Here is a 26,756-nt window from a genome sequence, read left to right on the forward strand (position 1 = left end):
GCGGTGCCCCTGCGACCCCTGTTCCATTCTCATTTAGGACTGCTATATTTTTAATGGAAATTTATAGATATTTCAAGTATTTTCTATCGTTAATCCTATCGCAATCCCATGCAATTCACGAACAGAAATTTGCCAAAACTAAGGACAGGGGGTACCCCTGCAACTTATGTTCTCAATTCAGTTAGGATCACCATAATCTATCGGAAATGACCACAACAACGCCCATCAATTTATCCCCAGTGCCTTCATCGCCGCTGTCATTGGGTCGGAGAAGAATATAGGGTCAACCCGCTCGATGATCTCGCCCGATACTTCCAGAAAGTTTCGCTTGTTTTCGAGGGGAATAAGTGCCCGCCGTGCTCCGTTATCCATGCTGACCTGCAACGGCTCGGCTAATGAGCGAACAGCTTTGATATTTCCTTGAATGCTCAGGTCGCCGAGGATCACCAAACCAGGCAATACCGACTGCCGCTGGATAGCGGAATAGATGGCGACCACCAAGGCGATCCCAGATTCACAAGGAACGTGGTTACTGAGTAAGTCAATCGCCTCGACATGAAAATCTGTTGTGTCGAATTGTTGAGCAATCCCCATCTTCACTTTTTGGCTTTGGAGATAGGCGAAGGCTCGTTGCAGGGATTCCTTCATCGCCCCTTCCACACCCCCTGCCACCTTCAGTTTGCCAGTGCCGGGTGAACAGCCCACTTCCAGACGATAAAGACCCACTTTACCCTGGTCATCCACCGAGGCGGTATAAACCGATCCAGGGGCAAGGGGGTCAGCGGCAATCATATCCCGCCCCCCCTGTTCGGGTACCCCGACAAACCGTTCTTCCCTGGTGGTGTTGTCAATAAAAGAGAACGAGGTTTGGTGGTACTCGAAGGAACCCATCTTTTTCAGCTGTTCCTTGACCCGGCGACGGCCTTCCAAGGCCAGTTCGGTAAGCTCAGCCAGTTCATCCCTGGACAACTCACCGTGGGGATAGACCAGCTTCACCAGCCCAGAAACCGACTTGCGGACAGCCTTCACATCACGGGCATTGAGATGGGAGCCAAGGGAGAAATGCCGGTCGAGCATCTCGGTGAAGTTATGCTTGCGCAGTATCCGCAGTGCCTCAGCCAAATAATCCACGACGAAGCCGTAGTGGTCGGTGAAAAATTCAACCCGCATCTTCGGGATTTCCCAGCCGGGAATGTAAAAGTGAATGCGATCCAGGAATGCCATGTCCTCACGGATCACGTCGGGCAGTGGCATGAATAAATGGGAGGAGCGCACCATGACCTCCACCGGCTGGTTGGTATTGCCGAACATGGCAATGGATGCCATACCAGACAGGGAATCCTTCCCCCGGGCAAAGGTGCCAGACTCACAGTAGGTTTTCAGGGTCGTTACCACCTCTTTCGGCATCTTTTGCAGGTCAGCCACCTCATCAAACGCCACCGCATCCCAAATCCCAACTAGCCCTATTTTGTTGGTAGCCATGTTGTAAAAAAGATTGGCTACGGTTGTCGGGCCGGTGAGCAAGATGGTGTAGGGTGAAAGCTCCTGATAGCCATAACTCTTACCTGTGCCACGGGGGCCAAGCTCCACCAGATTGTAATTCCGTTCGCAGAGGGGTACCAGTCGCACCAGAAGTAGCAATTTAACCCGTCGCTCAAAATGAGATGGCTCTATGCCAATGGTGCGGAGCAGTAGGTCAATCCACTCCTCGGTGGTAAATTCCCGGCGACAATCACAGTATTCTTCCAAGTCGAACTTAGCCAGTTGAATTGGCTTGAGGCTTTCGATCCAAAAAGGACTGCGTTTTCCTTTTTGTTCTTCATCGTACTGGTGCCGCAAATCTACTTGTGCCCAAATGCCGCCCATTAACAAACGGTCGTAGTCCCGCAGGAAGTGTTCGGGAATGTGAACGTACCGATGCCCGAAGTTCTTTAATTCCGCCCAGTATTTGTCATCGTCGGAAACGTAGCGCACCTGCACCTTGTCAATGAGGGTGTGCTTCCCCTTGTCCTTTACCAGCGACTGGGCTTTGTTGGCTTCCCCAGGGGTGACAAAATTCGAGGAGAGGGTATTGTTAACCACTTTCAGCCCCGCATCAATCGCCACAGGGTCATCGGTAGCACAATACTTGCCTAACAGGTATTCGAGAACAAAGACTGGGACATTTGCTCCCACTTTCACCTTGCGAACCAAATCTTTGCGGACGACTTTACCCGCAAATACGGTTGCCGCTTTTCGATCCAGTTCAGACATGGTAGGTTCCTCAGATCGAAATGGCAACGGGGAGGGTCAGAGGCGGAGCTAGTTCTACCCCGGTAATGGCATCCAGCAGATATACCCGCACCGTCTGTTGGGAAATTTCCTCCGACAGCATTACGGTAACAGTATTTGGCTCGATGCGTCTGGGATCATGTTCAGCAAGTTTCAGCCTCACTTCGCCGGTGGCATCCTCAAATCCGTAAGAGGCACTCACTGGCTGGGAGACACACTTTTTATTAGCTCGCACTTCGATCCGCACCGTCGGTGGCTTCAATCCAAATAGGTCAATCTGCTCCTGGTTGCCGCTAATCTGTATGGAAAAAAACCGGGTGGTCAGTTTGGGGGTTCCTGGCGTTAGTGTCCACCGAATGCTGGTCGTTGTTGCTTTTGGTTGTGCCCTTGAGTGCATGACCAGTACAGGCACGATCAGCTCTTGGGGAGACAAGCCGCCGTGAAAATAAGCGCGACCACCCCCTTTCGATTTGAAAACGGCGAATGTCCAGGGGGTGGCAATGTCATATTCACTCTCTACGCCTAGGGAGGTCAGGGAGGTTCGCAGGTAAGTGGATTCCGAATTGCCGCCGATGCCCACCCACACTCGGCGATGCAGGTCTGCTACTTGTCCACCGGGGGCTTCAATTTTCATATCCTCCCCGACTTCATCGGCAAACAAGTGACCGTGATCCGCAACCAGCACGATGGTTTTAATGCCGTGATCCGCCAAGATGCGCACACCCCGGCGCAGATGCCCCAGCACACCGTCAATTTGCAGTCGGGCTTGAGCGAGGTTGTCGGTCTCGCCCAGCTCATCAATTTCCTGGGATGTGATCAGGATTAGCTGGTGGTTCTGGATCCCGTCTTTGACCTTTTTGCTGGGCTTGGGGAGGAGGTCTTCGAGTTTGGCATCAAAGACTGCAACCCCTGCATGGTTCTTCAGGAACGCTACCCGGTCGTTGCGATTTCTCATGACCTGACCGGCGATCTCCACGCCCAGTTTGCCACCCCCAACCCCGACCACCTTGGCTGACTCGTGGGCTTTGGGGAGTAATGCCGCCATGCCAATCTCGGTGATTGTGGGGATCATGGCGAGGGCGGGCTGACATGCGAGCGGGAAGTCGTTTGCCAAGAGGCGGGACAACTCACGCGCCATTTCAAACCGCAGGGCATCCACCCAAACATAGGCAACCTTGCCTTCGCTCAAATGGGGCTTGACCTGTTTCTCAAAGATGTTTTGTTGCCGTAGTAAACCCTCGATGGGATGCTTGGCTTTGGCAAATTGGGTGATGAAATGTTTGGCTAGTTCACTGCCGACCTGGGTGTACCGCTGTTCAGCCTTGGTGATCAGCTTTTCCAGTGCCTGATGATCGTCCCCAGGGGCAAACTCGAACTGATACTTGCGGCTTTCCAGGTGGCGGTGATGGGTGTCGAGTAGGCACCAAGGTTGGTCATCCTCGGCGTAGGCTTTGACGAGTTCGAGAACGGTGGTGGGGGCTTTTTTGAGTGCTTTTGCGACTCGGTCGGCTGAGAGTAAGACCTCGGCGGCGGATGCCACCAGTGCCCAGCGGGCTTGAATCTGTGACTCCACATCTGCCCAGAAGCGGGCGCGTCGTTGCTTGACTAGGTGAAGCCTTTCCGGGGTGACTTGCTTGAGAAGCTCTGTTTCGAGATGCACCAGCAAGGTTTTTTCGACGCACAGGAAGGTTTCATTCTCCTGGAGGGGATCCACGGGCAGGTCAAGCCGACTGAGACCAAGCTCCTGTTCGGTTCTGTTGGCGATGGTAATGTAACTGTCTCGATGTTCGCGGCTATTTCGCCATGAACGGGCAAGCCGGACACAGGCATCAACACCAGCCGGGCTGTGGGCAATGGCAACCGATGCTAATGGGGAAGGCACCTGTTCTTTGAGAGCGGCGCATAGGTCAGTGAGGAGAATGTGTCGCCCCAACTTGACTCGCCAGTGTGACAAGGTTTCAGCGGTAGGAAGCTGAATCTCGAAGCCCATTTCGAGCAGACGTTGGAGTTCGGTCTTCGCTCCTTTTTTGGCAATCTCCTGGTCATGCCGGTCATCGTGGAGAAAGGCTAAGGCGACTTCCTGGGGGGTGGCGGTGCCGAAGATCAGGGTGAGTACCCCAGTGGCAAGGTCTTTGCCTTTGTCGGCGAGGGCGTTGAGGTCTGCCAGGGACAATTTCCCCGCTTCCACTTGCCGCTCGATTTCACCCACTTGCTCCTCGCTCAAAATCGGCTTGAGGGCGTTGCGAGCCACGACAGATAAGCGGGTGTTGCAGGCGGGGGGTTGTTGCCGGGGTTGCATTACTACTCCGGCGGCATCCAGTTCGATCAGGGCGGCGTGGGTCTTTTCCCGTGGGAGGGGGACGTAAACGACCAAGCGAGGCGGTTGCCGGTCGTTCATGAGGTGGTCAATGTCTTTGCGCAATTGGAAGAAACTCCCCTCATAACGAGCCACGGTGGTGTTGGGGAGGGTGAGTGTTTCTGCAATGGAGCCGTAGGCTTGCTCCGGGTCATACCAGACCACCAGCCCTTTGTCCTCGACCTGCTTGGCAATCAGTTGGGTCAGATAGGCGGTGACCACAGCCATACTCATCCCTACCAATACCTCGTGATTTTGTAAGCGTCCAGTGCCGGGTCATTGCTAATGATTGGAATTCCTTCGGTAAGTGCCTGGGCGACCAGCAAACGGTCGAAGGGGTCTTTGTGGTGAAAGGGCAACCCGATCACCCTCGCCGTGTGCATCGGATCGATCGGAAGGATGATAAACCCGTATTTGTTCATACACGCTTCGATGAAGTCTTCATAGGGCTGATGTAGATTTAGCTTGCCAATGCTGACCTTAATGGCAATCTCCCAATACGTCGCTGGGCTGATGAAAATCTCGTTGGCTGGATCCAAAATCAATGCCCTAGCCGTCTCGCTGAGTTGCGGGTCGCCCAGCGTGTACCAAAGGAGCGTGTGGGAATCGAGAAGGTGCCTCACGGCATATACTCCGCAAAGTCCTTGAGATGCTCATCATCGTCCGCCACGATGGTGATCATGCCCTTGCACAGCCCAGGTGGTGGGCGCAGACCAGCTATCGGTTTCGGCGATTCGCTCACCAGCTTCGCCACGGGTCGATCGTTCTCTGTGATCACCAATTCTTCACCGGGATTTAGCCGATGAATAAGATCGGGCAGTTGGGCTTGGGCTTCTTGGATGGTGACGGTTGTCATAATTGGGTGCGCTCTTATAGTCATTATTTTACCAACCCCTTTTCCCGTAACTGTTTGCCAATGGATGACCACTCGTATTTGCCCGCCAGGAGTTCTTCCCAGTATTTTTTGGCATCCTTCCAGGGGACGAGTTCCCAGAGGGGGGCGATATTCAAGACAACAGATCTTAGTTTTTCTGTGTCAGAGATTCGGTGACCACAGCCATTGGTAAACACTCAGCTCCAGATTCGGTTAACACCATAGGGATCGAAGATGTGATCGGCACTGACCAGCGGGATGTCTTCGACGAGTGCCTGAGCCGCCAGCAGGCGGTCGAACGGATCCCGATGATGGAACAGCAACCTGGTCTGCCGCTCGGCGTGGTCGAGGGTGATTGGTAGCACTGTCAAGACAAGGTCGGCGATTGCCTTGTCCATCCACGGGCGGTAGGGCATGGATAACGGAAGGGTGCCTTTGCCGAACTTAATGGCGATTTCCCAGATGGTCGCCGCACTGAGGAGGCGTTCCATATCAGGGTTCGCTATGATTGCCATCGCTCCTGGCGGAATCTGTGAGGGATCCTCCGCCGCCCAGATCAAGGTATGGGTGTCAAGGAGCAACCGCATTATGTATACTCCTCGAACTCCTCAAGGGGGTCGTCGAAGTGCTCCATCGAAAGGACGGTTCCCTTCAAGGTGCCGAATTTTGGGGCTTTTCGAGCCTCGGCGGTTGAGGCGGTAGGTACCAATCGAGCCACCGGCTGGTTGTTTTCAGTAATCACCAACTCTTCACCGGGATTTAGCTGATGAATAAGATCGGGCAGTTGGGCTTGAGCTTCTTGAATCGTAATGCTCGCCATGTTGAGTGCTCCTTATTATTGTCATTTTACCAACCCCTTTTCCCGTAATTGTTTGCTGATGGATGACCACTCGTATTTGCCCGCTAATAGTTCCTCCCAGTATTTTTTGGCTTCTTTCCAGGGGACGAGTTCCCAGAGGGGGGCAATGGTTAGTGCTACGCCGTCGTTGATGTCCGGGTCGAGGTGCAAATTGGCTGCTCGCCGTAACCGTTCTTCCAAGTCCCGCAGATCGGACAACAATTCTTCCTGTTTCTCGATTGCTTTGGCGAGGCGTTTGGCTTCTTTGCCGCTGGTGCCCGCTGTGTTTTTCTGGGTGCGGAGGGAATCGAGCAAGCTGGTTTGTAGGCGAATTTCTGGCTCGACGGCGTTGAGCAATACTTTGAACAGGGTGTCCCGGTCGTATTGCCGGGCGTGTAGCCAGACGGCGAAATTTTTCTTGGGGGATTGCAACAGCCAGTAGATGGGTCGCTTGCGGTATTGTTGCAGGTGCCGCTTGAAAAAAGGTTCTCCCAGGTCGTTGGCGAGTCGTTCGCTCAGATTCCCTGAACCGCAGGCGGTGGCGGTGGTCACTACCTCGGTAGCGGCGGTTTCTCCCAAGCGGGTTTCCAACTGATTGAGTACCTGCTCAGCCAGTTTGTGCCGTGACCAGAAGGCTCCCTGTGCAAAGACTTTCATCACGGCAAAGCTAATCCAGGCGTGCGCCAACCCTGTGCGGTCTGTGGGAATGCTGATGGACTCTTCCTCGTTTTCTAAGGACTCCGTCCCGCTAACGCGAACGGTGGGGGGGTCGTCGTCTTCGGTTGCGGGTGGGCTTTCGGCTAATTCGGTTTCAATGGCGGCACGGTCTTGGTCGCTAATGCCGTAGAGCCGATAGACTTCTTCGTCAATCTGCCGTTCGATCTCGGCGAGTTGGGTGTGGCGTTGGGCAACCTGTTCCAGTCCATCCGACCAGGGGGGCGGGGCGACAAAATCCCAGGTGGTCTCATCTTCGGCACTGTCCTGTTTGGCAAGGGCAATGGCTTGCTCGACCAGGGCTTCTAGTTCGGGGCTGGATTGATCGGGAATGGGTAATCGTTCCAGGTCGCCGACTTGTGTATTTACGGTCGGGTTAATGAGCCACAGTAGATATTGGAATACAGAAGAATTCAGTACAGCAAGCAATTGCATTGGATTTTGTGGGAATAGACCTGATGTTGCGTCTGCAAAAATAAACCCTTCAGGGGATAATCTCGCTGTAAATCTTCCACTCGTTACTTTAGGACACGTCACGCCGCGGCGGAAGTAGTAGTCGGGGTTCTTAGCGACCCATTCCCATTTGCCATCCAAATACGGATAACGCTCACAAATCCAGTTTTTGATCTCCGCACCATCATTTTCCCAGTTGACGACATATTCCTGGTTGCCATACCAGCGTTGGAACGAGCCGCCCTTCATATAGGGGAACCAGCGTTTTTGGGTCTGCCGGGCTTCTTCGGCGTTTTGGCAACCAAAAGCGATGTGGGATGCGCCAACTTCCCACCAGTAACGCAGGAAACGGAAATTATCGGCAGTGGCTAAACCTTGCCGGGGTTGTGCTACATCTCCCAGTTTCGGCAGGGTCTGGAAGAGGCGGCGCAGTCCGGGTGGGATCCAATACACCCAGGGGCTACCGGGGATGGCGGCAAAGTCTTTTTGGGCATAGCGGCAGATGATCGGGTCGGTGTCGAGGTGGCACAGTGCTTGCTCAAACCGTCGGCGTTTGCTCTCGGCATCGGGTTCCTTCACCAACCGGAAATAGGTGCCAATACTCTCCTGTCGCCGCTGGGCGTTGGGTTCCTTGCGAAGGACAATCAGCGTCGTATTCACCTTCTCACCGGAGACTTCATCGAAAGCACGGGGACCAACGTGACCGATTACTTCATTCACGGATTGTTCACCAAGCCAATTACGCAACTTCTCGTAACTGGAGATGAACATGAACGATTGCTGTGTGATCATACCGAGTCGTCCGCTGTTTCTGAGCAAGTCAATCCCCCGGAGAATAAAAGCCGCATAGAGATCACCCTTTCCCGTCGGGTACAACTTAGCAATGGCTTCTCTCATAACCGGATTCATGTTTCGTGCCGTCATATACGGCGGATTCGTCACGACCACATCGTAGGTTTGACCTAGCAATTCCAGCAGTCTCAACCCCTGCACGGTCTCCTGAGCAAAATAGGTCTGGTTGTATCCCCGCTCCGTTTCGGCTTTGGCAAAGGCATCGAGGGCTTGGCTGACTTGCTCTTCGAGGGTTTCCCAAAATTTCCCCTGGCTTGCTTCGCTCTCAAATTGTGCCTGGCTCCAGCCAAAAATGTCCGGTTGTCGCCCTTCTTTCTCGTAACGCTGACGCTCCACCTCGATCAACTGACGGATGCGCTTTTCCAGGGGCAATAGCGAGCCAAGATGTTCGGAGAGTTGGAGTTCCTCTTGCAAGGCTTGGAGAATCCGACCGTAAATGGGGCGTTGGTTCAAGCCAGCCGACTGGAGAAAAGCCCCCAACCGTTCCCCATTGAGCATATGCACATTGGCACAGGCTAAGCGTGATTGGCTGAGCGACCGCCGGGGTGCCAGCACCTTCGCCTTCAGGTACAACGCCAAGGCACTGATCTGGACGGCACGGGGATCAATGTCAATGCCATGTAGGTTGTGGGCGAGAATTGCGGCAGGGATTTCCTCCAGGGAAGCGACGGGGGGCGTTTCACGCCAACCGGGTTGACCGGCTCGCTCGCATTCCTCCCGATACATTTCCACAAAGAGATCAAAGGCGACCAAGCCAAAGTGCATGGTTCCGCAAGCCGGATCGAGCAGGCGAATGGAACGGATAGTGCGGACTGGACTACTTCTGGGTGCAACCTGGCGTGGGATGTAGTAGTGCAATTGCTCGGCAAGGGGGGAGTCAGGGTGCATCTCCAGCCAAAGCGTCCCCAGGGTGTTGTGAACAAGAAAGCGAACCATCCAATAAGGCGTGAAAATCTGCGTGGCGGCTGGGATGTCGTGAGGGGTGACTTTTTGCTTTTTCTTGTACAACTTCTCAAACACTTCGTCTTTTTCAGCTTCGACAAAAAACTGATACACCCAACCCAATGTTTCCTCACTGCCCGGTTGCCATGCCTCGGCGAGGTCGGGGGTGTTGAGCGTTTCGGCAAGTTGCTTGAGAGCAGTGGCAGGGGGAGCGAGTCGGGTAGCCAGATTATCGGGGTCAAACAACACCCGGATTTCCGCCGCTAATTCCCCACAACGTGCCAACAGGAAGCGATGATAGGCGGCACTGCGATACTCCCCACCCCGCTCGTAATCTGCCAGATCAGCCTCCCGTCCAGTCTGCGTGACCCAGTGCTTGAAGCCATTGGAGTCTTCCCAACGTCCGATGGTTTCCCGGATCAGCTTGCGAGTCTCCAGCATTTTGAACGCAACGAAGCGGTTCAGCCAAGTAAAGGCGACTTCCCGCACCAGTTGCCGGTAAGCATCCACTTTGCTGATTCCCTGGGACTCAAGCAAATCAAAATGTTCCAACACCTGCAACCGCACGGATCGCTCTTCCTCGCTCAAGTGCGCCACCGAAGCCGTCCGATCTGCTATCAATGAGTTTCCTTTGAGAAAAATGGTGAACCGCCCTTCCAGCCGTTGCGCCACCGCCTCTTCCAACCACCGGCGGGATTGGGTGACGACGTTGCGGAGCTTGTTGCGAATTTCTGGGTGCATGGGGCTACCAAAGTCTGTTCAATCCGTAACAATCGAACGTCCCATCAGCGGATACAAGGCACAGTCCCTCGACCAGGGCGGTTGCGGCAATGAGACGGTCGAACGGATCACGGTGGTATAGCGGCATTGTCGAGAGGGGTTCGATATGAGCCGATTCTAGCGGTAATAAATGGATGTCTTCTCTAAATAATCCCGCATATCTTCAAGAGGTTCCTTGAAGTCGTCGGGTACAGTGAACTGCCCCTCATAACGACCTGCTTTGGGAATGCCCGTGACCGGGGGGCGTGGTCGTGGTGGACTGGCTTGCACAAGCGACCAAGGAATGATCTGGGCAACCGGACGCTCATTCTCGGTGATGGTCACCACTTCATCCGGCGCAAGACAGTGGATCAATTCAGCGAGGGTGTTCTGAGCTTCGTTGAGTGAAACAGTTTTTGCCATCTGCTTTCTCCAACTTTGCAAAATTTACTCCAAAATAACAATCGCTCCTTCATCAATACACTTCTGAAGGGAATCCCGAATCCGGTCAAGTACCTGGTCGAGTTCCGCCTGCGTCTGAATGGGACGACTGAAAAATTCTGATACTTTTATCTTTCGCACCGGGGCTTTCTTCTCTCTACCGATGGAGAGTTCCTGCAACTTGACCAGCACCGACGATTTCAACCCCTCCACAGCCGCAAGGTCGGATTCCATTTCTGTGAGGCTGGATGTGCCCAGGGATTGCCCTTCTGTCACAGCCTGTTTGTCCTCTTCCGTGCCCACGCGACTCTGCAAGGGGGACAACAGGGATTGAGCCAGACTGGGGTTCGCGGCTGCCACAGGTGCCCACTCAGGACGGTTTTGAATTTCGTCAATGGCTGACTCGTAAGCCTGTTTGCGACGGTCGAAAAGCTCACAGTAGGCGGTTTGGTACGCCTCCAGCACCTGTTTGGTGTAGGCAACAATGTTGTCCCACGCATCGAGAAACTGCTCTGAAACGAGCAGGGCTTTGAGTTCTTCAACCCTAGTGTGAAGTTCGGGGGAGGGGGCATGAGCCGACAGCCGTTGCCACACTTGCTCGGTTGCCTGACGGGCTTGCCGGAGAATGGCGATAGCCTCCTGGTTCAGGAACTCCCGCAGTTTACGCACCTTGTCCCGTGTTGCTCCGAACTCTCTGCCGCTCTCGGTCAGAATGCGAACGCAATCATCAGAAGCGGAGGACTGAATCCCCATCAAGGTTTGCTGGTACTCCGAAAGCATGGGCAACACCGGCAGGCGATGGGCTTCGGCAAGGGCTTTGAGGGGATAGAGCTTTGCCAGTTCCTCGGCGGCAACTTTCTGAAAGGCGGTGGCAATGGCTCCTTCCTCCACATCCACCTCTTCCCCGGTCAGGTTCTCCAGTTGCTGTACAGCTTGGGTAAGGGTTTTGAGACCAACCGATTGGCGGGGCGAGAACAGCGACGAGCGAAATGCTGAAATGTTGGTAAATGGGGTGCGGGAAGCGGGGTCTTGGTAGTTGTGAAAACGGTTGCTTTGATAAGTAACTTCAATCTCGCCCGCCCGGAATAGGGTAGCCAGAATCAGCCGTAGCATATCCCGTTCCCAGCCGTAGGGCGTGCCGCTGAAACGTTTTTCCAGTGCCTTGCCCATGCAGGTGTCTCTGTTGCCATAACTGAATTCGCTCTTGAGGTAGTCCAGCACTTCTTTGGCAACGGGGGCGGTGGTGCAGATGATATTTTTCGCACCGTCCTTGACGACCAGCCCTAACCCTTGCTCCCCGGCGTAGAAGACGTTGGGCAGGGCTTTCAGGTCGGCGGCTTTGAGAATCTGCTCAGCTTCATCCCCTTTAAGCGGACGAGAACCCATTGGCAACTTGGGGTAGAGGTCAGGCACCACTTGCCCGAAGAGCTTTTTGAGGATTTCGCCCAAACTTTTTCCCAAGGCAGAAGCATCCTTCTGCACACCCCGGAACATACCCGTGCCACTCTCTAAGGCTTCGGTGAGCTTGTCCCGCAGGCGAATTTCATAGCCGTTTTTTAAGTTTTTCTCGTCTTGCAGGCAGGTGGCTTCGTCGGGGCTGATTTTTTGTTGGGCACTCAACTGGTTGTATTTGTCCACCATTTTGCAGGAAGCATAAAGTTGATGGACAAGTTCATCAATCTCTGGAGTCAGGCAGAAGAGCCAATACAAATCATTTTCGTGGGATTTTTGCTGGCTTTCGGTGCGGATTTCCTCAAGGCGTTGGGTGAGTTCATCGGCATCGTCCGAAACACATAAAGTCAGGGGCAATTCCCCTTCATCTCCAATGCTGGTGCCGTCAACATTAATGCCGATACGAAACGAGCGATTTTGATAGCGGAAGGTCTTGAACTCCGGATCATTAAAGAGCTGCTGCAGGGCAGTACGGATAAGTTCCCTTTCTTCACGGGGCTTGGGATCGAGATACCCGCTGCGTTCGTTGGTCCAGCTCTTTTCTTGAGCAGTCTGGAGCTTCCAGCCTTCCTCAGTGTTGCGAATGAATTTGGCGGACTCCAGTCGCTTCACGGCGGCTTGCACTTCCTTGAGGGGGGCAGCCTTACCAACTTCATCCACGAGCATGGCGGCAATGTTGACTTCAGTGCGGGGCAGGTCACGAATGAACTCCAGGAGACAGATGACTTTAGCGACCTGCAAAGCCCAGCCCTGATCGTCGGGATCGGTCTTGAATCGCTCCGAGATTTCGTAAATGTCCGTACGTTTCTCGTTGGAAAGATTGCCCTCCACCAACTCGAACACCTTGTCGAGGGTCACCAATGCCCCAATCGGCTTGTTGGCAAAAGCGGTGCGCTCGGACACGAGCATCTCGTAGGCTTGTTTGATGATTGTGCGGTTACTGCCGCCGTAATGCCGGGGGGCGCCAGGTTGCAACCGGATACCTGACATGATGCCGATGCACAGGTCAATGTAGTGGGGGGGATAGGGATAGAATTGCACGAAATCCGCCTCGGTAATCTCCGTGCGGTGGGTGGGGCGTTCCAAACGCAGAGCGGCGTTTAGTTGTCCTTCGTTTTTCTTGAACAAATCCCGTAGGAGTGCTTCAGCTTCGGGCTGCTTCGCCAGGACACGCTTGGTGGCGACTTCCCGAATGTCGGACGGGGCAAGGTCAACCCGGTAACGGAACCGGTCTTGGAGTTTGGCTAACTCTACCCTTTTAGAGTCAATGGCGGCGACTACTTCATCGAGCTTTTCCTGGGATGTGACCACAATCCAGCAGGGAGCAATGATCTTTCTCGCCTTGAGCAAGTTTTTGCCAACCTTGCCAAACTCCTCAATGGTCGCCCGCAGGTCTTCAATTTTGTCACCGCTCCGAGCCACGTGCTGACCCACTTCGTCAATGATAAATACAAGTGCTTTCCCCTTGCGCCTCCGTCCCCACAGCTCAAAGCAACGCTCGACTATCTTCCGAACACTCAATGCCGTATCTTGATGGCGTAAATTATGACGCCAGAATTCCGGAGTCGGGTAAGCCTTTGGTTCCATCCGATGCAAAATAGTACTGGCATAAGAAATCTTGTGGGATCCGGATCGGCTAATTTTCCAGTCTTTCTGTAGATACTCACGGCAAATGCGCTCGAATTCTTCCAGTTTCCCCTCTCCCTCTAACGTGATTTCCAGTTCAGCAATGTCAAAGTCTTCGGCATAATCCAGTTCACGCAAAAGGGCTGTATACATCAGTTCGGCAGTTCTTTGCGTTACTTTTCGGGTATCCGTTTCCTTGGCGATCTCAAAAAGAATGACTTCCGTGGGGATCCGTTGGATGTAGTTTTTCAAAAGCGGTTCAAGGCGAGGATCAGCAACTTGAGCCACAAACAAATCGGTAAATTTCTTGCCAAGGATAGTGCGGTTCTCCAAGGCGTAGCCGAGGTTTTTGGCGAATGAGCTTTTGCCAGAACCAAAGAAGCCAGACACCCAAACGCCAATACTTTCGTGGGGATCGGCGGGTGCTTCGGCGATGGCTTTGAGTAAATCGTGGTACTGCTCACGAATACTGTCTGTAGCGACGTATTCCGAGATTTCGGCATAAACGGAATGCTCATCCGCTTGATCGACTTGGATGACCTCCTCGATCTTGCGGCTCAGGTCACGGGTTAATAGGTCGCTAATGGTGTTCATGTGGGTGTCCTTGTTTAATAAAAAATATTAAAGGGCACCTCTGTAAATTAACAATTAGCAGTCGCAGGGGGGCACCCCCCGCCCTTGGTTCTCCAGAATATCTGACTGCCAGCGAGATAACTTTTTGCTGGTACGAATAAATAGAGGTGCCCTAAACTCATTTGATTATGGGATTGATTTCAGCCGTAGATTTTGACCCGGTAATTGCCCAGAGCGTCTCGGTCTTTTAATTCCATGAAGCGTAGCCCTGTCGTGCCTTCGATGGAGCCGGGATAGCACAGGATGGTGGGTACCTTTGTCTTGCCGTGCAATTTGTCGAGCAACAGGGACACCTGAAAAATGCCCGGTGACATCGCTGCCACCCGAGTTAAAAAGACCACGGAGTTTTCCGGGTTGATCCCTGCGAGCCGGTCAGCCAGAAAGTCCCAGAGCGGTACCCAGACCTTGTTGGACAGATAGGTGGTGACTTGCCGCTGTGCCTCCAGGTATCCTCGCTCTTTTTCTAGGGCGACCACAGCCTCAAAGCCCTCATCCTCATCCTGTTGGCTAACCTTTGCCAATGCCCCCCAGAGCAACTCTGACATCGGGATCATGTGAACTATCTTACCGATGGCTTCCAGGCGAGTGGCGAGTAATTTTGTGTCTTGACGAAGTTCCCATTCATCAGTAGGGTTGTGGCGCAGGATGGCAAACGGCAAATCATGGTACACGCTGATGCGTGGCGGGTCTGCCTTCAGATCGCTTTCGAGCAGAGCCATCCTATCTTTGAGCGAGGACATTGGCGTACTCCTCAAGGGTGTTGGCAGGAAAGGTTAACCGGGTAACACTTCCAGCGGCATGATATTCAAGCAGTTCGCGCTGGTGGGCTTCAAACAGGAATCGCTCAACCCCCTCCCTCGCCAGAAAAAATAACTTCCAGTCCGGTAGCTCCAGCAGTTTGGCTCCCGATGGTTGATGTTGCTTAAGGTAAAAAACGATGTAGGCGAAGGCTTCTGTGGGCAGAAACGGCGGGGCAATTTTTTTATTTACCGTCCCTTGCAGGATGCCGAAATCCCGTAGCGTTGCCAGAATGCTGCGGACAACTCGCAAAAGCGTCGTTTCCGACCAGTTTTTTGTAAGCTTGCCATGCACAAGTTTTTCGAGAGAACCCTGAAACTTCTGCACGTCAATGTCCACCAGCCCCCGTTCCTGCATGGGTACCACAATCTCAGTCACAGCATCATGGAGCAAGGGATCCGCACAGGTTGCGTGGAAGTAAAGGATACGTTCCAAAGCGACGGCAGGAAACTTTCTCCGCACGAGTGACACCAAAGCCTTCGTGACACACTCCTCGGCGAGATACCGCTGGCGGAAGATGGCTAAGACGTCCTCAACTCGGGAACGGGAAGCCTTGCCAAACAAGTTGTCCCGTCGCATACGTTCCATGTTCTCAGCAATGGAGGCATTGGTATCCCAGTGGAGGAGAAACGTTTTTGTATCTCCAAGTAGCGCTCCTGCCTTGATAATCTTGGACGAGTATGCAAGGGCAGACCAATGCCGCTTTTCAGTGGTCGCTTGCTTGCCTTGCCCCTTACTCACTGTCGGTGACATCATCAGCATTGCACTCTCGCTTGTCCGTTGGCGCCCCTCATACTTTAACAATGTGGATGTTCCATGCTTTCCATGTTCTATAGCAATCTTAAATGAGAATGAAAATGAAATAGTGCTGGCTTTTGTGCCACCCATGCCCCTGGCTCTTGTGAATATTTGTTCACCAATCAATTAGGGGCACCTCTTTCAAAGTTAGCGGTCACAGGAGCACCCCCGCCCTTGGTTCTGGGTAATATAGCAGTCCTAAATGAGAATGGAATAGGAGTCGCAGGGGCACCGCTCCCGTCCTTGGTTCTGGGGAATTTCTGTTGCGTAATAGTTTGGGATTGCTATAGTTAAAAAGCCCTATTCCCATCCATGACCAAACGCTCCATGCAATTTACCTATGCGGATAAAACTGCCCTAGTCACGGGAGCCTCCACAGGCATCGGTGCAGTTTTTGCCCAAGAATTGGCACAACGGGGGTGTTCCCTAATCCTCACCGCCCGCTCCCAAGACCGGTTAAATCTCCTGGCACATCAATTACAACAGCAGTATAAAATTAATACATGGGTTATCCCAGCGGATTTACAACAGCCCGCCGCTGTGGCGGATTTGATCCAAGCGATTCAGGGGCAGGCGCAACCGGTGGATATTTTGGTGAATAATGCCGGATTTAGTACCCAGGGTGCATTTCACACGATTGATCCAGAGCAGGAAGCGGCTTTGATTCAAGTGAATGTGGCGGCCTTGGTGGCGTTGACCCACGCTTTTTTGCCGGGGATGGTGGAACGGCGTTCTGGCTTGGTGGTGAATGTCGCCTCGGTGTTGGGATTTTACCCGCTCCCCTATCAGGCGGTGTACTCTGCAAGTAAAGCGTTTGTCCGGTCATTGACTGAAGCACTCTGGGCGGAATACCAGGGTTCCGGGGTGCAGTTTTTTGCCCTCTGTCCTGGCCCGACGGCGACGGAGTTTTTTCAGCGGATGGGGAAAGACCTACGGATGCAGAAAATGTCCCCCGAAGCGGTGGTGCGCTTTGCCTTTCGGGCGATGGAACGGGGGGCACCTTGGGGGATTCCGGGCTGGCAAAATCGTTTGCTGAGTGGGTGGTTACCGGCTATGACCCCCCGCCCGTGGCTCCTCAAGCAGTTAGCCCAAGTCAGCCGCCGCCTCTACGACATCAGCGGTTAAGGACAACTTTTGCCACACCTGCTGGAGCATTGCCGTTATCCCCACACCGGTGACAGCGGAGATCAAACACACGGGATTGTAGTTTGACAAAATCTGGACAATGTCCTGAAGGGTATCCCCAGGGGGCAGGGCATCAATTTTGTTCAACACGATCAATTCCGGGCGTTCCGTGAGGGGCTGACCCAACTGGGGCGTGTACTGCGCCAATTCATTCCGAATCGTGTGGTAATCCCCCACCGGGTCGGGGGCGGTGCTGTCCAGCAGATGGATTAACAGGCGGGTGCGTTCGATGTGGCGCAAAAAGTCAAACCCCAAGCCCACCCCCCTATGGGCACCGGCAATCAACCCCGGAATGTCGGCAAAAACCGTACCGTCCCCCTGGGGATTGGCCACGACCCCCAGATTGGGTACCAGGGTGGTGAAGGGGTAGTCGGCAATTTTCGGTTTGGCGGCGGAAATGCGGCTGATTAGGGTGGATTTGCCCGCATTGGGTAGCCCGACGATGCCCACCTCGGCCAGGAGTTTCAATTCCAGGCGCAGGCGGCGAAATTCCCCCGGCAGTCCCGGCAGTGCGTAATCCGGTGCCCGGTTGTGGTTGCTCAAAAAATGGCGGTTGCCCAAGCCCCCTTTGCCCCCCTGGGCGACCACCACGGTTTGCCCCGGTGTGACCACATCGGCGACCAATTCCCCCGTGTCCGCATCCGTAATTAACGTACCGCAGGGAATGGGAATCACCCGGTCTTGGCCACTGGCACCGGTGCAGTTATTCGGCCCCCCCCGTTGACCATCCTCCGCTTGAAAATGCCGTTGGTAGCGAAAATCCAGCAGGGTACTGCGCCCCGTTTGCGCCTGTACCAGCACATCCCCCCCTTTGCCGCCATTGCCCCCGGCAGGCCCCCCGGCGGGCACATACTTCTCCCGACGAAACGCCACAATGCCATCCCCCCCTTTGCCGCCCTGGACGGTGATTTCCGCCTGGTCAATGAACTGCATGGTACTATCGAGTTAGTTCGTGGTAAAATTCATATCCTAGTGGAAATTTTAAGGGAATGGATTGATTCATGGTCAAACTACGGCTAAAGCGCTACGGGCGTAAGGGTCAGGTCTCCTACCGGATTGTGGTGACTCCGGCTCTGTCCCGGCGGGATGGGCGGGCGTTGGAGGAGGTGGGTTTTTACAACCCCCGCTTGAGTGACCCGGCCCAACAGACCCGCTTGAATGTCCCGGCCATTCTCAAGTGGCTGAAGCAGGGGGCGCAACCAACCCCCACGGTACGGAGTATTTTGGCGAAGGCGCAGATTTTTGATCAACTCCATGCCTGATTACGAAGGACTGATTCGGTACTTACTCACCCCCATGTTGAGCCACCCGGAGGCATTGCGGTTACACCGGGAGGTGTTGGCGGGGGGCGTTTGGATACGGGTCGCATTGGCGGAATCAGACCGGGGACGGGTGCTGGGGCGGGGGGGGCGCACCCTGCAGGCGATTCGCACCGTCACCCAGGCGGCGGCGGAATGGGCGGGGCAAACCTGCTATTTGGATATTTACGGCTTGAATAATGCGACGGCAGAGCGGGGGGAACGGACGCCCGCCCGACCGCGACGGGGAGGTAGCCGCTGAATCCCCCGGAACGGGTTTTGGTCTTACCCTTGCCGAATCGGGCGAGTGCGTTGGCACTGGCGGGGGTGGGGGAGGTGAATTTGCGGCAATTAACCCAGGCGACGGGGGTACAGGCGGTACTGCGGGGGCAGGAATTGCACCTGGTGGGGCAGGAATCCCAGGTCAATCAATGTATGCAGGTGGTGGATGCCCTTGCCCATCTCTGGCGCCGGGGACAGCCGGTGACGGCGGCGGATATTGACACGGTGCTGTCGGCTCCTGACCCGGAATTGGTTACCCAGATGCACCGGGATGTGTTGGCGCACACGCGTCGGGGGGAGGAAATCTGTGCCCGCACGTTTGGTCAATGGCAGTACATTCAGGCCATTCGCACCCACGAAATTACCTTTGGCATTGGGCCAGCGGGGACGGGCAAAACCTATCTGGCCGCCGTGTTGGCGGTGCAAGCCCTCCAGAACCAGGAATGTGAGCGGTTGATCCTGACCCGACCGGCGGTGGAAGCGGGGGAAAAATTGGGGTTTTTGCCGGGGGATTTGCAACAAAAAATCAGTCCGTATTTACGACCGCTGTACGATGCCCTGTACGATTTACTCGACCCGGTGCGGATTCCCCAGTTGCTGGAGCGGGGGGTGGTCGAGGTGGCACCTCTAGCGTATATGCGGGGGCGGACATTGAACCGGGCATTTATTATTCTGGATGAGGCGCAAAACACCACGCCGGGGCAGATGAAAATGCTGTTAACCCGCCTGGGGTTTGGTTCTCGGATGGTGATTACCGGCGATACGACCCAGGTGGATTTGGACCGGCGGCAGGATTCGGGGTTGACGGTGGCGGCGCAGGTCTTGAAAGGAGTGCCGGGGATTGGCTTTTGTCACCTGACGGCGGCGGATGTGGTGCGTCATCCCCTGGTGCAACGGATCGTGACTGCCTATGAACAGTACGAACAGTCGGGGTGATAGCGCTGTATTTCTTGGTTAATCTAAGGAACTGCTGAGGAACGACCAAGAGCGAACTGTAGCGTATCAGGGGATAAATTGCTTTCCCCACTCTGTAACATAACCCACAATTACTTGGATAGGATTACCCCTTTTCACAGGGGATTTTAGATCAATCATTCACCGATGGATGTACGACTTCCCGTTTGAGTAAAAAATGTGCAACAACAATGCCCACTATGGCTAACAAAGCCATCGGGTAAAACACATAAACGTATGTGCCAAAAAAATCCCGCACCCGACCAACCACCAGGGTTCCCACTAATGCCCCAACCCCATAAGCTGTAAAAATAATGCCATAGTTTTGGGCATATTGATCGGGGTTAAAAAAACGCAGGGTGATGGTCGGAGCCATTGCCAGCCAACCCCCCAGACAAAACCAAAATAGGCAGAAGGCGATAAGATAAGTGGTGATTTGACCGGCGGTTGCCTTCATCATTAAAATGCAGGCGATCAAGGTCAAAACGTAGGATAAAATCGCAATATGGTGGGGCTTGAATCGGTCCGCTAAATAGCCAAATAAGGGGCGGCTGATGCCATTAAAAAGTGCAAACAGAGAAACACTATTCGCCGCTAAAGTGGCATTGATTTGAATGATTTCTTCACCCACTGGACTGGAAATGCCAATGGCACTCAAGCCCAACATGGTGCCGATGGTGTAACAAATCCACAGCCCATAAAACGAGCGGCTTTGCCACAGGTTCTTGGGGTAGTGAGCGGTCAGGCTGGCTGGGGAAGGGGGAGTATGGTGGAGCGGATGCCAGCCCTGGGGGGGAAATTTCATCGTCAGTGCCGCCGCAATAATCACAACCATGAGGACAATCCCAAATAGCCGCAACGTCGGTCGCACCGTGTAGAGATTGATCAGTTGGTTCGCCAAGGGAGCTGTCACCAGTGGGGAAAGCCCAAATCCGACTACAGTTAACCCCACCGCCAAGCCCTTCTGCTCCGGGAACCAACGGGAGACCACCGCCATCGGCACCCCGTAGGCAATGCCAATCCCCATCCCCCCCATCACCCCATAGGTCAGCACCAGGGTACCAATGTGGGTTGCGAAACTGGATAGGAGGTAGCCCACACCGACAATGACACCACCAATAATGGTGACAACCCGGGGACCTAAACGGGGAATGTAAAAACCGGCAACCGGCATCAAAGCGGCGTAAAAGACCAAGACAAGGGTGTAAGGAAGGAGGCTTTCGGTGGCATTATAGTAATTTCAAATAAGTTTGCAACATTCGCCTTTACCTACAAACCCTGTCTTAGAAGGGGATAGAGCAATTGCAAATACCTAAAAAGTGTTGCACTTTCTTGTGAAATGACTATAATTCCTAGTTCCCGCTCTAAAGGGGTTCTAAAAATACTCCAGGAATAAACGCTCCCCAAACAGAGCAGAATGAGCATCCCCAAGGGAATTAAAAACCATCTGCCCTGTTGGGCGGGTCTGCCCAGAATTGTGATCGGTTGTTGCGTCATGTTTTGTTGCTTAATCGGCGGCTCAGGGTAAGCACAAAAAACCCCTCTCCGGGGGAAAGGGGTTCATCACACAAATCAAAGGAATTTTACGCAGACACCAAACTCCGGGTGACGGCTTTCAGTTCCCCTTTGGCGTATTTCACAGCGTATTCTTCGCAGGTCATTTGCTTGATTTTGCTGGCATTACCCGCCGTCCAGAACTGTTGGTAACGGTCGGCACACACCTTTTGCATATATTTGATCGAGGGCTTCAGGAAATGGCGGGGGTCAAATTCCTTGGCATCCTTCGCCAGGGCTTCCCGCACGGCGGCGGTAATCGCCAACCGGTTGTCCGTGTCAATGTTCACCTTGCGAACCCCGTTTTTGATCCCCCGTTGGATTTCTTCCACCGGCACCCCGTAGGTTTCCGGGATGGTGCCACCGTAGGCGTTGATCAGGTCGAGCAATTCCTTGGGCACCGAGGAGGAACCGTGCATGACCAAATGGGTGTTGGGCAGACGGCGGTGCAGTTCCTCAATCCGGTCCATCCGCAGGACTTCCCCTTCCGGTTTGCGGCTGAATTTGTATGCCCCGTGACTGGTACCAATCGCCACCGCCAGGGCATCCAGGTCAGTTTTTTCCACAAAATCCACCGCCTGATCCGGGTCGGTCAAGAGTTGGTCGTGGGACAGCACCCCTTCGGCACCGTGACCGTCTTCCGCTTCCCCCATGCCGGTTTCCAGGGAACCCAAACAGCCCAGTTCCCCTTCCACGCTCACCCCCAACCCGTGGGCGACTTTCACCACCTCGGCGGTGACGGCGACGTTGTACTCATAGCTAGCGGGGGTTTTGGCATCCTCCAGCAGGGAACCATCCATCATCACGCTGGTAAACCCGTTGCGGATGGCGGAATAGCAGGTGGCGGGGCTGTTGCCGTGGTCCTGGTGCATGGCGACGGGAATGTGGGGGTAGGTTTCCACGGCGGCTAAAATCAAATGGCGCAGGAAGTTTTCCCCGGCGTATTTGCGGGCACCCCGGGAGGCTTGTAAAATCACCGGGCTGTCGGTTTCGTGGGCGGCCTGCATGATCGCCTGGATTTGCTCCATGTTGTTTACGTTAAAGGCGGGAATGCCGTAGTCATGCTCAGCGGCGTGATCCAGCAACAGCCGCATGGGAACCAGTGCCATAATGTCCTCCTGATGTTTGGTGCATACCGATGGTCTTTACATTATTTTTAACATCTTCTGCCCCCACTGGGGAAATTTCCTTTTTCAGGGGGTTGGATGTTGTAATTGAGCAAGGTCGGTTAAAACCTGCTGGGCGTGGGTTTCCGGTTTCACTTGGCGGTAGATTTGGGCGATTTTGCCCTGGGGATCAAGGATAAAGGTATGGCGAAATACGCCCTCGTAGGTTTTGCCCATGAATTTTTTGGGGCCATAACTGCCATAGGCACGGGCGACCTGTCCCTCCGTGTCCGCCAGGAGTAAAAATGGTAAATTGTACTTACGGATGAATTTTTCATGACTGGCGACGGAATCGGTACTGATGCCCAGGATGACCGCCTGCGCCTGTTGAAATTGGCTATGGGCATCCCGAAACCCGCAGGCTTCCTTGGTACAGCCGGGGGTGTTGTCCCGGGGATAGAAGTACAGCACCACCCATTGCCCCTGGAATTGCGCTAAGTTAACATTTTGCCCGTCGCTACTGGGGAGGGTGAACGGGGGTGCCGGTTGGCCGATGGCTACTGCCGGGAGGTCGTTCATGGCCGTTCGGAGATGGGATTGGGGGTGAGCATTGGGCGGGGACGGGGGAGGCTGGGCAGGGGTTGACTGAGGGCAGTGGCGGGAAGGCGGAGGTGTACCCGAGCGCCGTACAAAAGTAATTCCTCCAGGGTTTGCAAACGGGCGCGCCAGGTGGTCGTGCGGGTGAGGGTCTGCCAGGGTTGGGGGTACTGCCAGTGGTTCAAATCCGCGTCCAAATCCTTCAGGGCACTGCGGGCGGTGTGCCAATGGTCTGCGCTGGGGGTGTGCGCCAGTTGGGTGAGCGCCGCCCTCACCTGGGGTAGGGTTTGGGGGTTGGGGATGGTCAACTGTCCCTGTTGGCTTAAAAACTGCCATTCCCGTTCCTGGGCTTGGTAGCGGTGTAGGGCGTTGAGAAAGGGTTGCCGGTGGGGGAGGGGCACCGCCGGTTGTTGCAATCGGGGTTCCAAGTCCCCGTTGAGATGGGACATGGCGAACAGGGCATAACCGGGCCCCAGGCTACTGTTGCGGGTGGCTTGCACCTGGTCTAAAACGGCGGTGGGGGTCGTCCGCATCAGGGAAATCCCCGGTAAAAACAGCACGGGAGCCGATACGGGCAGAGCCGGTTTGAACAAATCCTGCAACCCCTGGGTATCCTCAGCGTAGGACATCAGCACCACCATATCCACTGCTCCGGTCACCGCCCAGGTTTCCCAATCCTGTTGCAGGCGATAGAGGCGCGAGGGACGGGAATAGGCAAACACGGCCGTAGATAAAACCAACTCCGGGCGGTGTTGTTTCACACGTTGGTTCACCGTCGTGACAAAATCCGTCACCTGCTGGGTGCGCCACGCCGTCCAGTCCTGCCATGCCGGTTGGTTGGGGGTCAGGGTCAGGGGGTCTATGCCAGTCAGTTGTTGATAAATTTGCCGGGAAGCCGCCCCGTAGCCGTAATGCACCCCGCCGCTTTGGAAGGGATAGCGGATGTAGTCCAGGTGGAGGCCATCCACGTCATAGCGGGTAACAATCTCCTCAAACAACCGCAGGAGGTATTCCCGTGCCTGGGGGTGGGCATGGTCCAAAAACGGCTTGTCCTGGCGGGGGGGAATCACATTGCCCCGGTTGTCCCGGTTCGCCCACTCCGGGTACGCCGTCAGCACCGGCCCTAGGTAGTTGGCAGGCTGTCCCAACAGGGCATTGTGCCGTTGATTGCCCACCGCAAACACCCACACCCAGGGATGCAGTTCCATCTGCCGTTCCTTCGCCAATTTCACCGCCACTGCCAAAGGGTCCCAACCCCGGGTCAAAGGATTCTGGGCTGGTGCCACCCGACTGGGGTAGATGGGATAACCCGCATTCACCGTCTCAAAAAAAACTAGATTCACCCCCGCCGCCCGCAGACGGTCAAAAATCGGCAGTAGCCCCGCCTCCGAACCCGCTTTCACAATCGTTTCCCGGTCCAGCCAGATCGCCCGTACCTCCGGTTTGGTCTGCGCCGCCAGTGCCGGATAGTTTTGCCAGAGCAGAGCCTGCGCCTGTAACCACTGACTCCGTGCCCATTCTCCCTGCCCCTGGGCGATCCAGCCGTCTAGGTGTCCGAGCACCGACTCCGCAAACGCAATCGCCTGCACCGTTCCCGCCACCGGTTGCTCCTGTTTTTGCATCTGCGCCAGGGTGACAATCGCCTGCACCCGTTCCACCAGTTCCCCTAACTGTTGCTTCATACGACGTAATTGAAACGTATTGACAGACCGGGGAATCGGACGGGCGGGCAGAATAAAATTCATCGGGTCTTGGGATTCCAAGGGGAGACCCCCATCCTGGGCAAGTGCCAAAGGCGACCAGGTCAAAGTAGTACCAGCGATGATCAAACTGAGGAGCCGTCGCACGGGAAATCACCCCACAATATGCAAACCTTTTGTGATTGTACGGTGTGCCTTGGGGGCAAGGCAAATCCCCTGTGGCATATTGACAGCTTTGATAGACTAAAAACGGAAACTTTTTGTTTACAGAATAACTAACGAGGAAAAATAATCCCATCCCATTTCTGGCAGGTAAAAATCTATGGAATGTCTTTACATTTTGGTCTTAAATGCCGGTTCCAGTAGTCAAAAAAGCTGTCTTTACCAATTACCTTTTGACCGCTTACCGGAGCATCCCCCAACCCCCTTATGGCAAGCCCATATTGACTGGGGAAAAATTCCGGGGCAGGCGGCGATCAAAATTAAAACAAAATCGCAGACTCACACCCAGGAAATACCACTTACCTCCCGCCCAGAAGTCATGCGGTCAGTGCTTCATACCCTCATCTCCGGGGAATTAGCGGTGATCGAAAATTTCTCACAAATTAGCATCGCCGGACATCGGATTGTGCATGGGGGAACCAAATATCATTTACCCACCCTGATCACCCCAGCAGTGAAACAGGATATTACGGATTTAATTCCCCTTGCTCCTGCCCATCATCCCGCCCATTTAGAGGGAATTACAGTTCTGCAAGAATTGCTCCCGAATTGCCACCAAGTGGCGGTTTTTGATACGGCTTTTCACCATGATTTACCCCTGTACGCCCAAGTGTATCCCATCCCCTATGAATGGTATGAAAAAGGGATTCGCCGTTATGGATTTCACGGGATTAATCATGAATACTGCGCCCAACGCACAGCCCAACTTTTAGGGCAACCATTGCAGGAATTAAAATTAGTTTGTTGTCACTTAGGAAATGGGGCTTCCCTGTGTGCGATTGCCGAAGGAAAAAGTGTGGATACCACGATGGGATTTACCCCCTTGGAAGGGTTGATGATGGGTAGTCGTTCGGGTTCCATTGACCCTGGCATTATCCTGCATTGGTTGCGCCGTGAATCCCTGAATGGGGAGCAAATCAATCATCTTTTGAACCAAGAATCTGGATTAAAAGGAGTATCACAACTCACGGGGGATATGCGGCAGATTTTAGAAGCCAGATCGCAGGGACATCCGGGGGCAACCTTAGCCTTTGATGTGTACATTCATCGGTTAACCCAATGTGTGGGGGCAATGGTGGCGAGTTTGGGCGGTTGTGATGCCCTAATTTTCACCGGTGGGGTGGGGGAAAATGCAACACCCGTGCGGGCTGAATTGTGTAACAAATTACGGTTTTTAGGCGTGGATTGTGACCCGGAAAAGAATCAAAAGCGGGGTGAGGATCGGGATATTAGCACCCCCAATTCGGCGATCCGGATTTTCGTGATTGCCGCTGAAGAAGATTGGGCGATTGCTCAAACCTGTTGGCGGTTGATGATGAATCACAAAGTCTCTTGAAATAATCCCAATTAAAGGTTATGGGCTTGCATAAAAATTATAGATTTTCTCGGTGGTCATCACCCGATGTAATCCTTACTATCGCAGTCCTCAATGAGAATGGAACAGGGGTTGCAGAGGGACATCCCCGCCCTTGGTTCTGGGGAATTTTTGTTTGTCAGGCGAACGGGCTTGAGATGACCTAGCCCGAAACCCCGTTCCTTCCTTGGCAATTGTCAACAACCTGGGGGGATTCTCAATAGCTGTGAAGGATAGCCGGTAAATGGTTTGCTGTGAACAGTTCTCCCCCTGGTACTACTGGTAAATACCATCTAACCCGGTTTCGGACTCCTCACCTGGCACTCTGTCAAGAAATCGTTTATATTTCTTAACTAAGTGTCATAATTAGTTACCGGCACAGTTCGTTACCCAGAGGAGGTACAGATGGATCAGCCGATTGAGTTGTCCTTAGAGCAGGAGTTTAGTCTCCGTTCGTTTGAAACCCAAGTGCAGCAGATGAGTCGGGAGCAAGCCCAGGAGTTTCTGGTCAAGCTTTACCACCAGATGTTGCTCAAGGAGAAGATGTACCAACATTTTCTCAAGTTTCAGTGGGGCTTAGAGCCTGGGGTTTAACATGGGTTGCCGCGGTTTCCTGTCGGGTTCCCCAGAGGGGGAATGGGGCTGGGAGTCGGCGGAACCTAGCTCAGAATGTTTACAATTGAACATACTGGGTTGC

Annotated in this window: 22 protein-coding genes and 1 pseudogene; 6 read left to right on the plus strand and 17 right to left on the minus strand. The window is 54.1% G+C overall.

Features of this window, described 5'->3' with window-relative positions; genetic code table 11:
- Positions 1-225: 225 nt before the first annotated feature.
- The 12 genes from brxL to MLD66_RS04505 form a co-directional block, all read right to left on the minus strand.
- On the minus strand, positions 226-2,253 hold the full coding sequence (gene brxL / locus MLD66_RS04455) for a protease Lon-related BREX system protein BrxL (protein ID WP_247215737.1): 2,028 nt from the start codon (positions 2,251-2,253) through the stop codon (positions 226-228).
- 10 nt (positions 2,254-2,263) lie between these two features.
- Positions 2,264-4,861 (minus strand): PglZ domain-containing protein, encoded by a 2,598-nt coding sequence (locus tag MLD66_RS04460; RefSeq protein WP_247215738.1) that lies wholly within the window; start codon positions 4,859-4,861, stop codon positions 2,264-2,266.
- Between the two features lie 2 nt (positions 4,862-4,863).
- Positions 4,864-5,250, minus strand: a complete 387-nt coding sequence (locus tag MLD66_RS04465) for a type II toxin-antitoxin system VapC family toxin (protein ID WP_247215740.1) — start codon at positions 5,248-5,250, stop codon at positions 4,864-4,866.
- Positions 5,247-5,483: a type II toxin-antitoxin system prevent-host-death family antitoxin gene (locus MLD66_RS04470; RefSeq protein ID WP_247215741.1), complete on the minus strand. Its 237-nt coding sequence runs from the start codon at positions 5,481-5,483 to the stop codon at positions 5,247-5,249. The genes MLD66_RS04465 and MLD66_RS04470 overlap by 4 nt, the downstream gene beginning before the upstream one ends.
- A gap of 23 nt (positions 5,484-5,506) precedes the next feature.
- Positions 5,507-5,638 carry a hypothetical protein gene (locus tag MLD66_RS14480; protein ID WP_281438409.1) on the minus strand — a complete coding sequence of 44 codons (132 nt, stop codon included), beginning with the start codon at positions 5,636-5,638 and terminating at the stop codon, positions 5,507-5,509.
- A gap of 60 nt (positions 5,639-5,698) precedes the next feature.
- Positions 5,699-6,088: a type II toxin-antitoxin system VapC family toxin gene (locus MLD66_RS04475; protein WP_247215742.1), complete on the minus strand. Its 390-nt coding sequence runs from the start codon at positions 6,086-6,088 to the stop codon at positions 5,699-5,701.
- Positions 6,088-6,321, minus strand: coding sequence for a type II toxin-antitoxin system prevent-host-death family antitoxin (locus MLD66_RS04480; RefSeq protein WP_247215743.1), 234 nt, complete (start codon positions 6,319-6,321; stop codon positions 6,088-6,090). The genes MLD66_RS04475 and MLD66_RS04480 overlap by 1 nt, the downstream gene beginning before the upstream one ends.
- Before the next feature lie 21 nt (positions 6,322-6,342).
- A complete protein-coding gene (gene pglX, locus MLD66_RS04485) occupies positions 6,343-10,041 on the minus strand; it encodes a BREX-1 system adenine-specific DNA-methyltransferase PglX (RefSeq protein ID WP_247215744.1) in 3,699 nt (1,232 codons plus the stop codon).
- Positions 10,042-10,197: 156 nt separating this feature from the next.
- On the minus strand, positions 10,198-10,482 hold the full coding sequence (locus MLD66_RS04490) for a hypothetical protein (protein ID WP_247215745.1): 285 nt from the start codon (positions 10,480-10,482) through the stop codon (positions 10,198-10,200).
- A gap of 24 nt (positions 10,483-10,506) precedes the next feature.
- The gene (brxC, locus tag MLD66_RS04495) at positions 10,507-14,172 is read right to left on the minus strand and encodes a BREX system P-loop protein BrxC (RefSeq protein ID WP_247215746.1); all 3,666 of its coding nucleotides are present in this window, start codon (positions 14,170-14,172) and stop codon (positions 10,507-10,509) included.
- A gap of 179 nt (positions 14,173-14,351) precedes the next feature.
- Complete coding sequence (locus tag MLD66_RS04500) at positions 14,352-14,951, minus strand: BREX protein BrxB domain-containing protein (RefSeq protein ID WP_247215747.1); 600 nt, start codon at positions 14,949-14,951, stop codon at positions 14,352-14,354.
- Entirely contained in the window at positions 14,932-15,933 is a 1,002-nt protein-coding gene (locus MLD66_RS04505; RefSeq protein WP_247215748.1) for a BrxA family protein, read from the minus strand. The genes MLD66_RS04500 and MLD66_RS04505 overlap by 20 nt, the downstream gene beginning before the upstream one ends.
- A 186-nt stretch (positions 15,934-16,119) precedes the next feature.
- Between MLD66_RS04505 and MLD66_RS04510 the strand changes: the two genes are divergently transcribed.
- The gene (locus MLD66_RS04510) at positions 16,120-16,932 is read left to right on the plus strand and encodes an SDR family oxidoreductase (protein WP_247215749.1); all 813 of its coding nucleotides are present in this window, start codon (positions 16,120-16,122) and stop codon (positions 16,930-16,932) included.
- On the opposite strand, the gene obgE is transcribed toward MLD66_RS04510, so the two are convergent.
- Positions 16,891-17,925, minus strand: a complete 1,035-nt coding sequence (obgE, locus tag MLD66_RS04515) for a GTPase ObgE (RefSeq protein ID WP_247215750.1) — start codon at positions 17,923-17,925, stop codon at positions 16,891-16,893. The two genes, MLD66_RS04510 and obgE, sit on opposite strands and share 42 nt — an antisense overlap.
- A 68-nt stretch (positions 17,926-17,993) precedes the next feature.
- On the opposite strand from obgE, the gene rpsP reads away from it, so the two are divergent.
- Genes rpsP through MLD66_RS04530 form a run of 3 tightly spaced genes read left to right on the plus strand, consistent with a single transcriptional unit; the run spans position 17,994 to position 19,508 of the window.
- Positions 17,994-18,254: a 30S ribosomal protein S16 gene (gene rpsP, locus MLD66_RS04520; RefSeq protein WP_247215751.1), complete on the plus strand. Its 261-nt coding sequence runs from the start codon at positions 17,994-17,996 to the stop codon at positions 18,252-18,254.
- Positions 18,247-18,552 (plus strand): KH domain-containing protein, encoded by a 306-nt coding sequence (locus tag MLD66_RS04525; RefSeq protein ID WP_247215752.1) that lies wholly within the window; start codon positions 18,247-18,249, stop codon positions 18,550-18,552. The genes rpsP and MLD66_RS04525 overlap by 8 nt, the downstream gene beginning before the upstream one ends.
- A gap of 17 nt (positions 18,553-18,569) precedes the next feature.
- Positions 18,570-19,508, plus strand: coding sequence for a PhoH family protein (locus MLD66_RS04530; protein WP_247215753.1), 939 nt, complete (start codon positions 18,570-18,572; stop codon positions 19,506-19,508).
- A 151-nt stretch (positions 19,509-19,659) separates the two neighbouring features.
- Here the strand turns inward: MLD66_RS04530 and MLD66_RS14620 are convergent.
- The 4 genes and pseudogenes from MLD66_RS14620 to MLD66_RS04550 form a co-directional block, all read right to left on the minus strand.
- Positions 19,660-20,727, minus strand: a pseudogene (locus MLD66_RS14620) (OFA family MFS transporter); the annotation flags it as partial.
- A gap of 382 nt (positions 20,728-21,109) precedes the next feature.
- On the minus strand, positions 21,110-22,189 hold the full coding sequence (gene fba, locus MLD66_RS04540; RefSeq protein WP_247215755.1) for a class II fructose-bisphosphate aldolase: 1,080 nt from the start codon (positions 22,187-22,189) through the stop codon (positions 21,110-21,112).
- 84 nt (positions 22,190-22,273) lie between these two features.
- A complete protein-coding gene (gene bcp / locus MLD66_RS04545; protein WP_247215756.1) occupies positions 22,274-22,765 on the minus strand; it encodes a thioredoxin-dependent thiol peroxidase in 492 nt (163 codons plus the stop codon).
- The gene (locus MLD66_RS04550; protein ID WP_247215757.1) at positions 22,762-24,630 is read right to left on the minus strand and encodes a family 10 glycosylhydrolase; all 1,869 of its coding nucleotides are present in this window, start codon (positions 24,628-24,630) and stop codon (positions 22,762-22,764) included. Before MLD66_RS04550 ends, bcp begins: the two co-directional genes overlap by 4 nt.
- Before the next feature lie 175 nt (positions 24,631-24,805).
- On the opposite strand from MLD66_RS04550, the gene MLD66_RS04555 reads away from it, so the two are divergent.
- A complete protein-coding gene (locus tag MLD66_RS04555; protein WP_247215758.1) occupies positions 24,806-26,041 on the plus strand; it encodes an acetate kinase in 1,236 nt (411 codons plus the stop codon).
- Positions 26,042-26,464: 423 nt separating this feature from the next.
- On the plus strand, positions 26,465-26,653 hold the full coding sequence (locus MLD66_RS04560) for an NblA/ycf18 family protein (protein WP_247215759.1): 189 nt from the start codon (positions 26,465-26,467) through the stop codon (positions 26,651-26,653).
- Positions 26,654-26,756 lie beyond the last annotated feature (103 nt).

This window comes from Synechococcus sp. C9, from assembly GCF_022984075.1.
Lineage (GTDB): Bacteria > Cyanobacteriota > Cyanobacteriia > Gloeomargaritales > Gloeomargaritaceae > Gloeomargarita.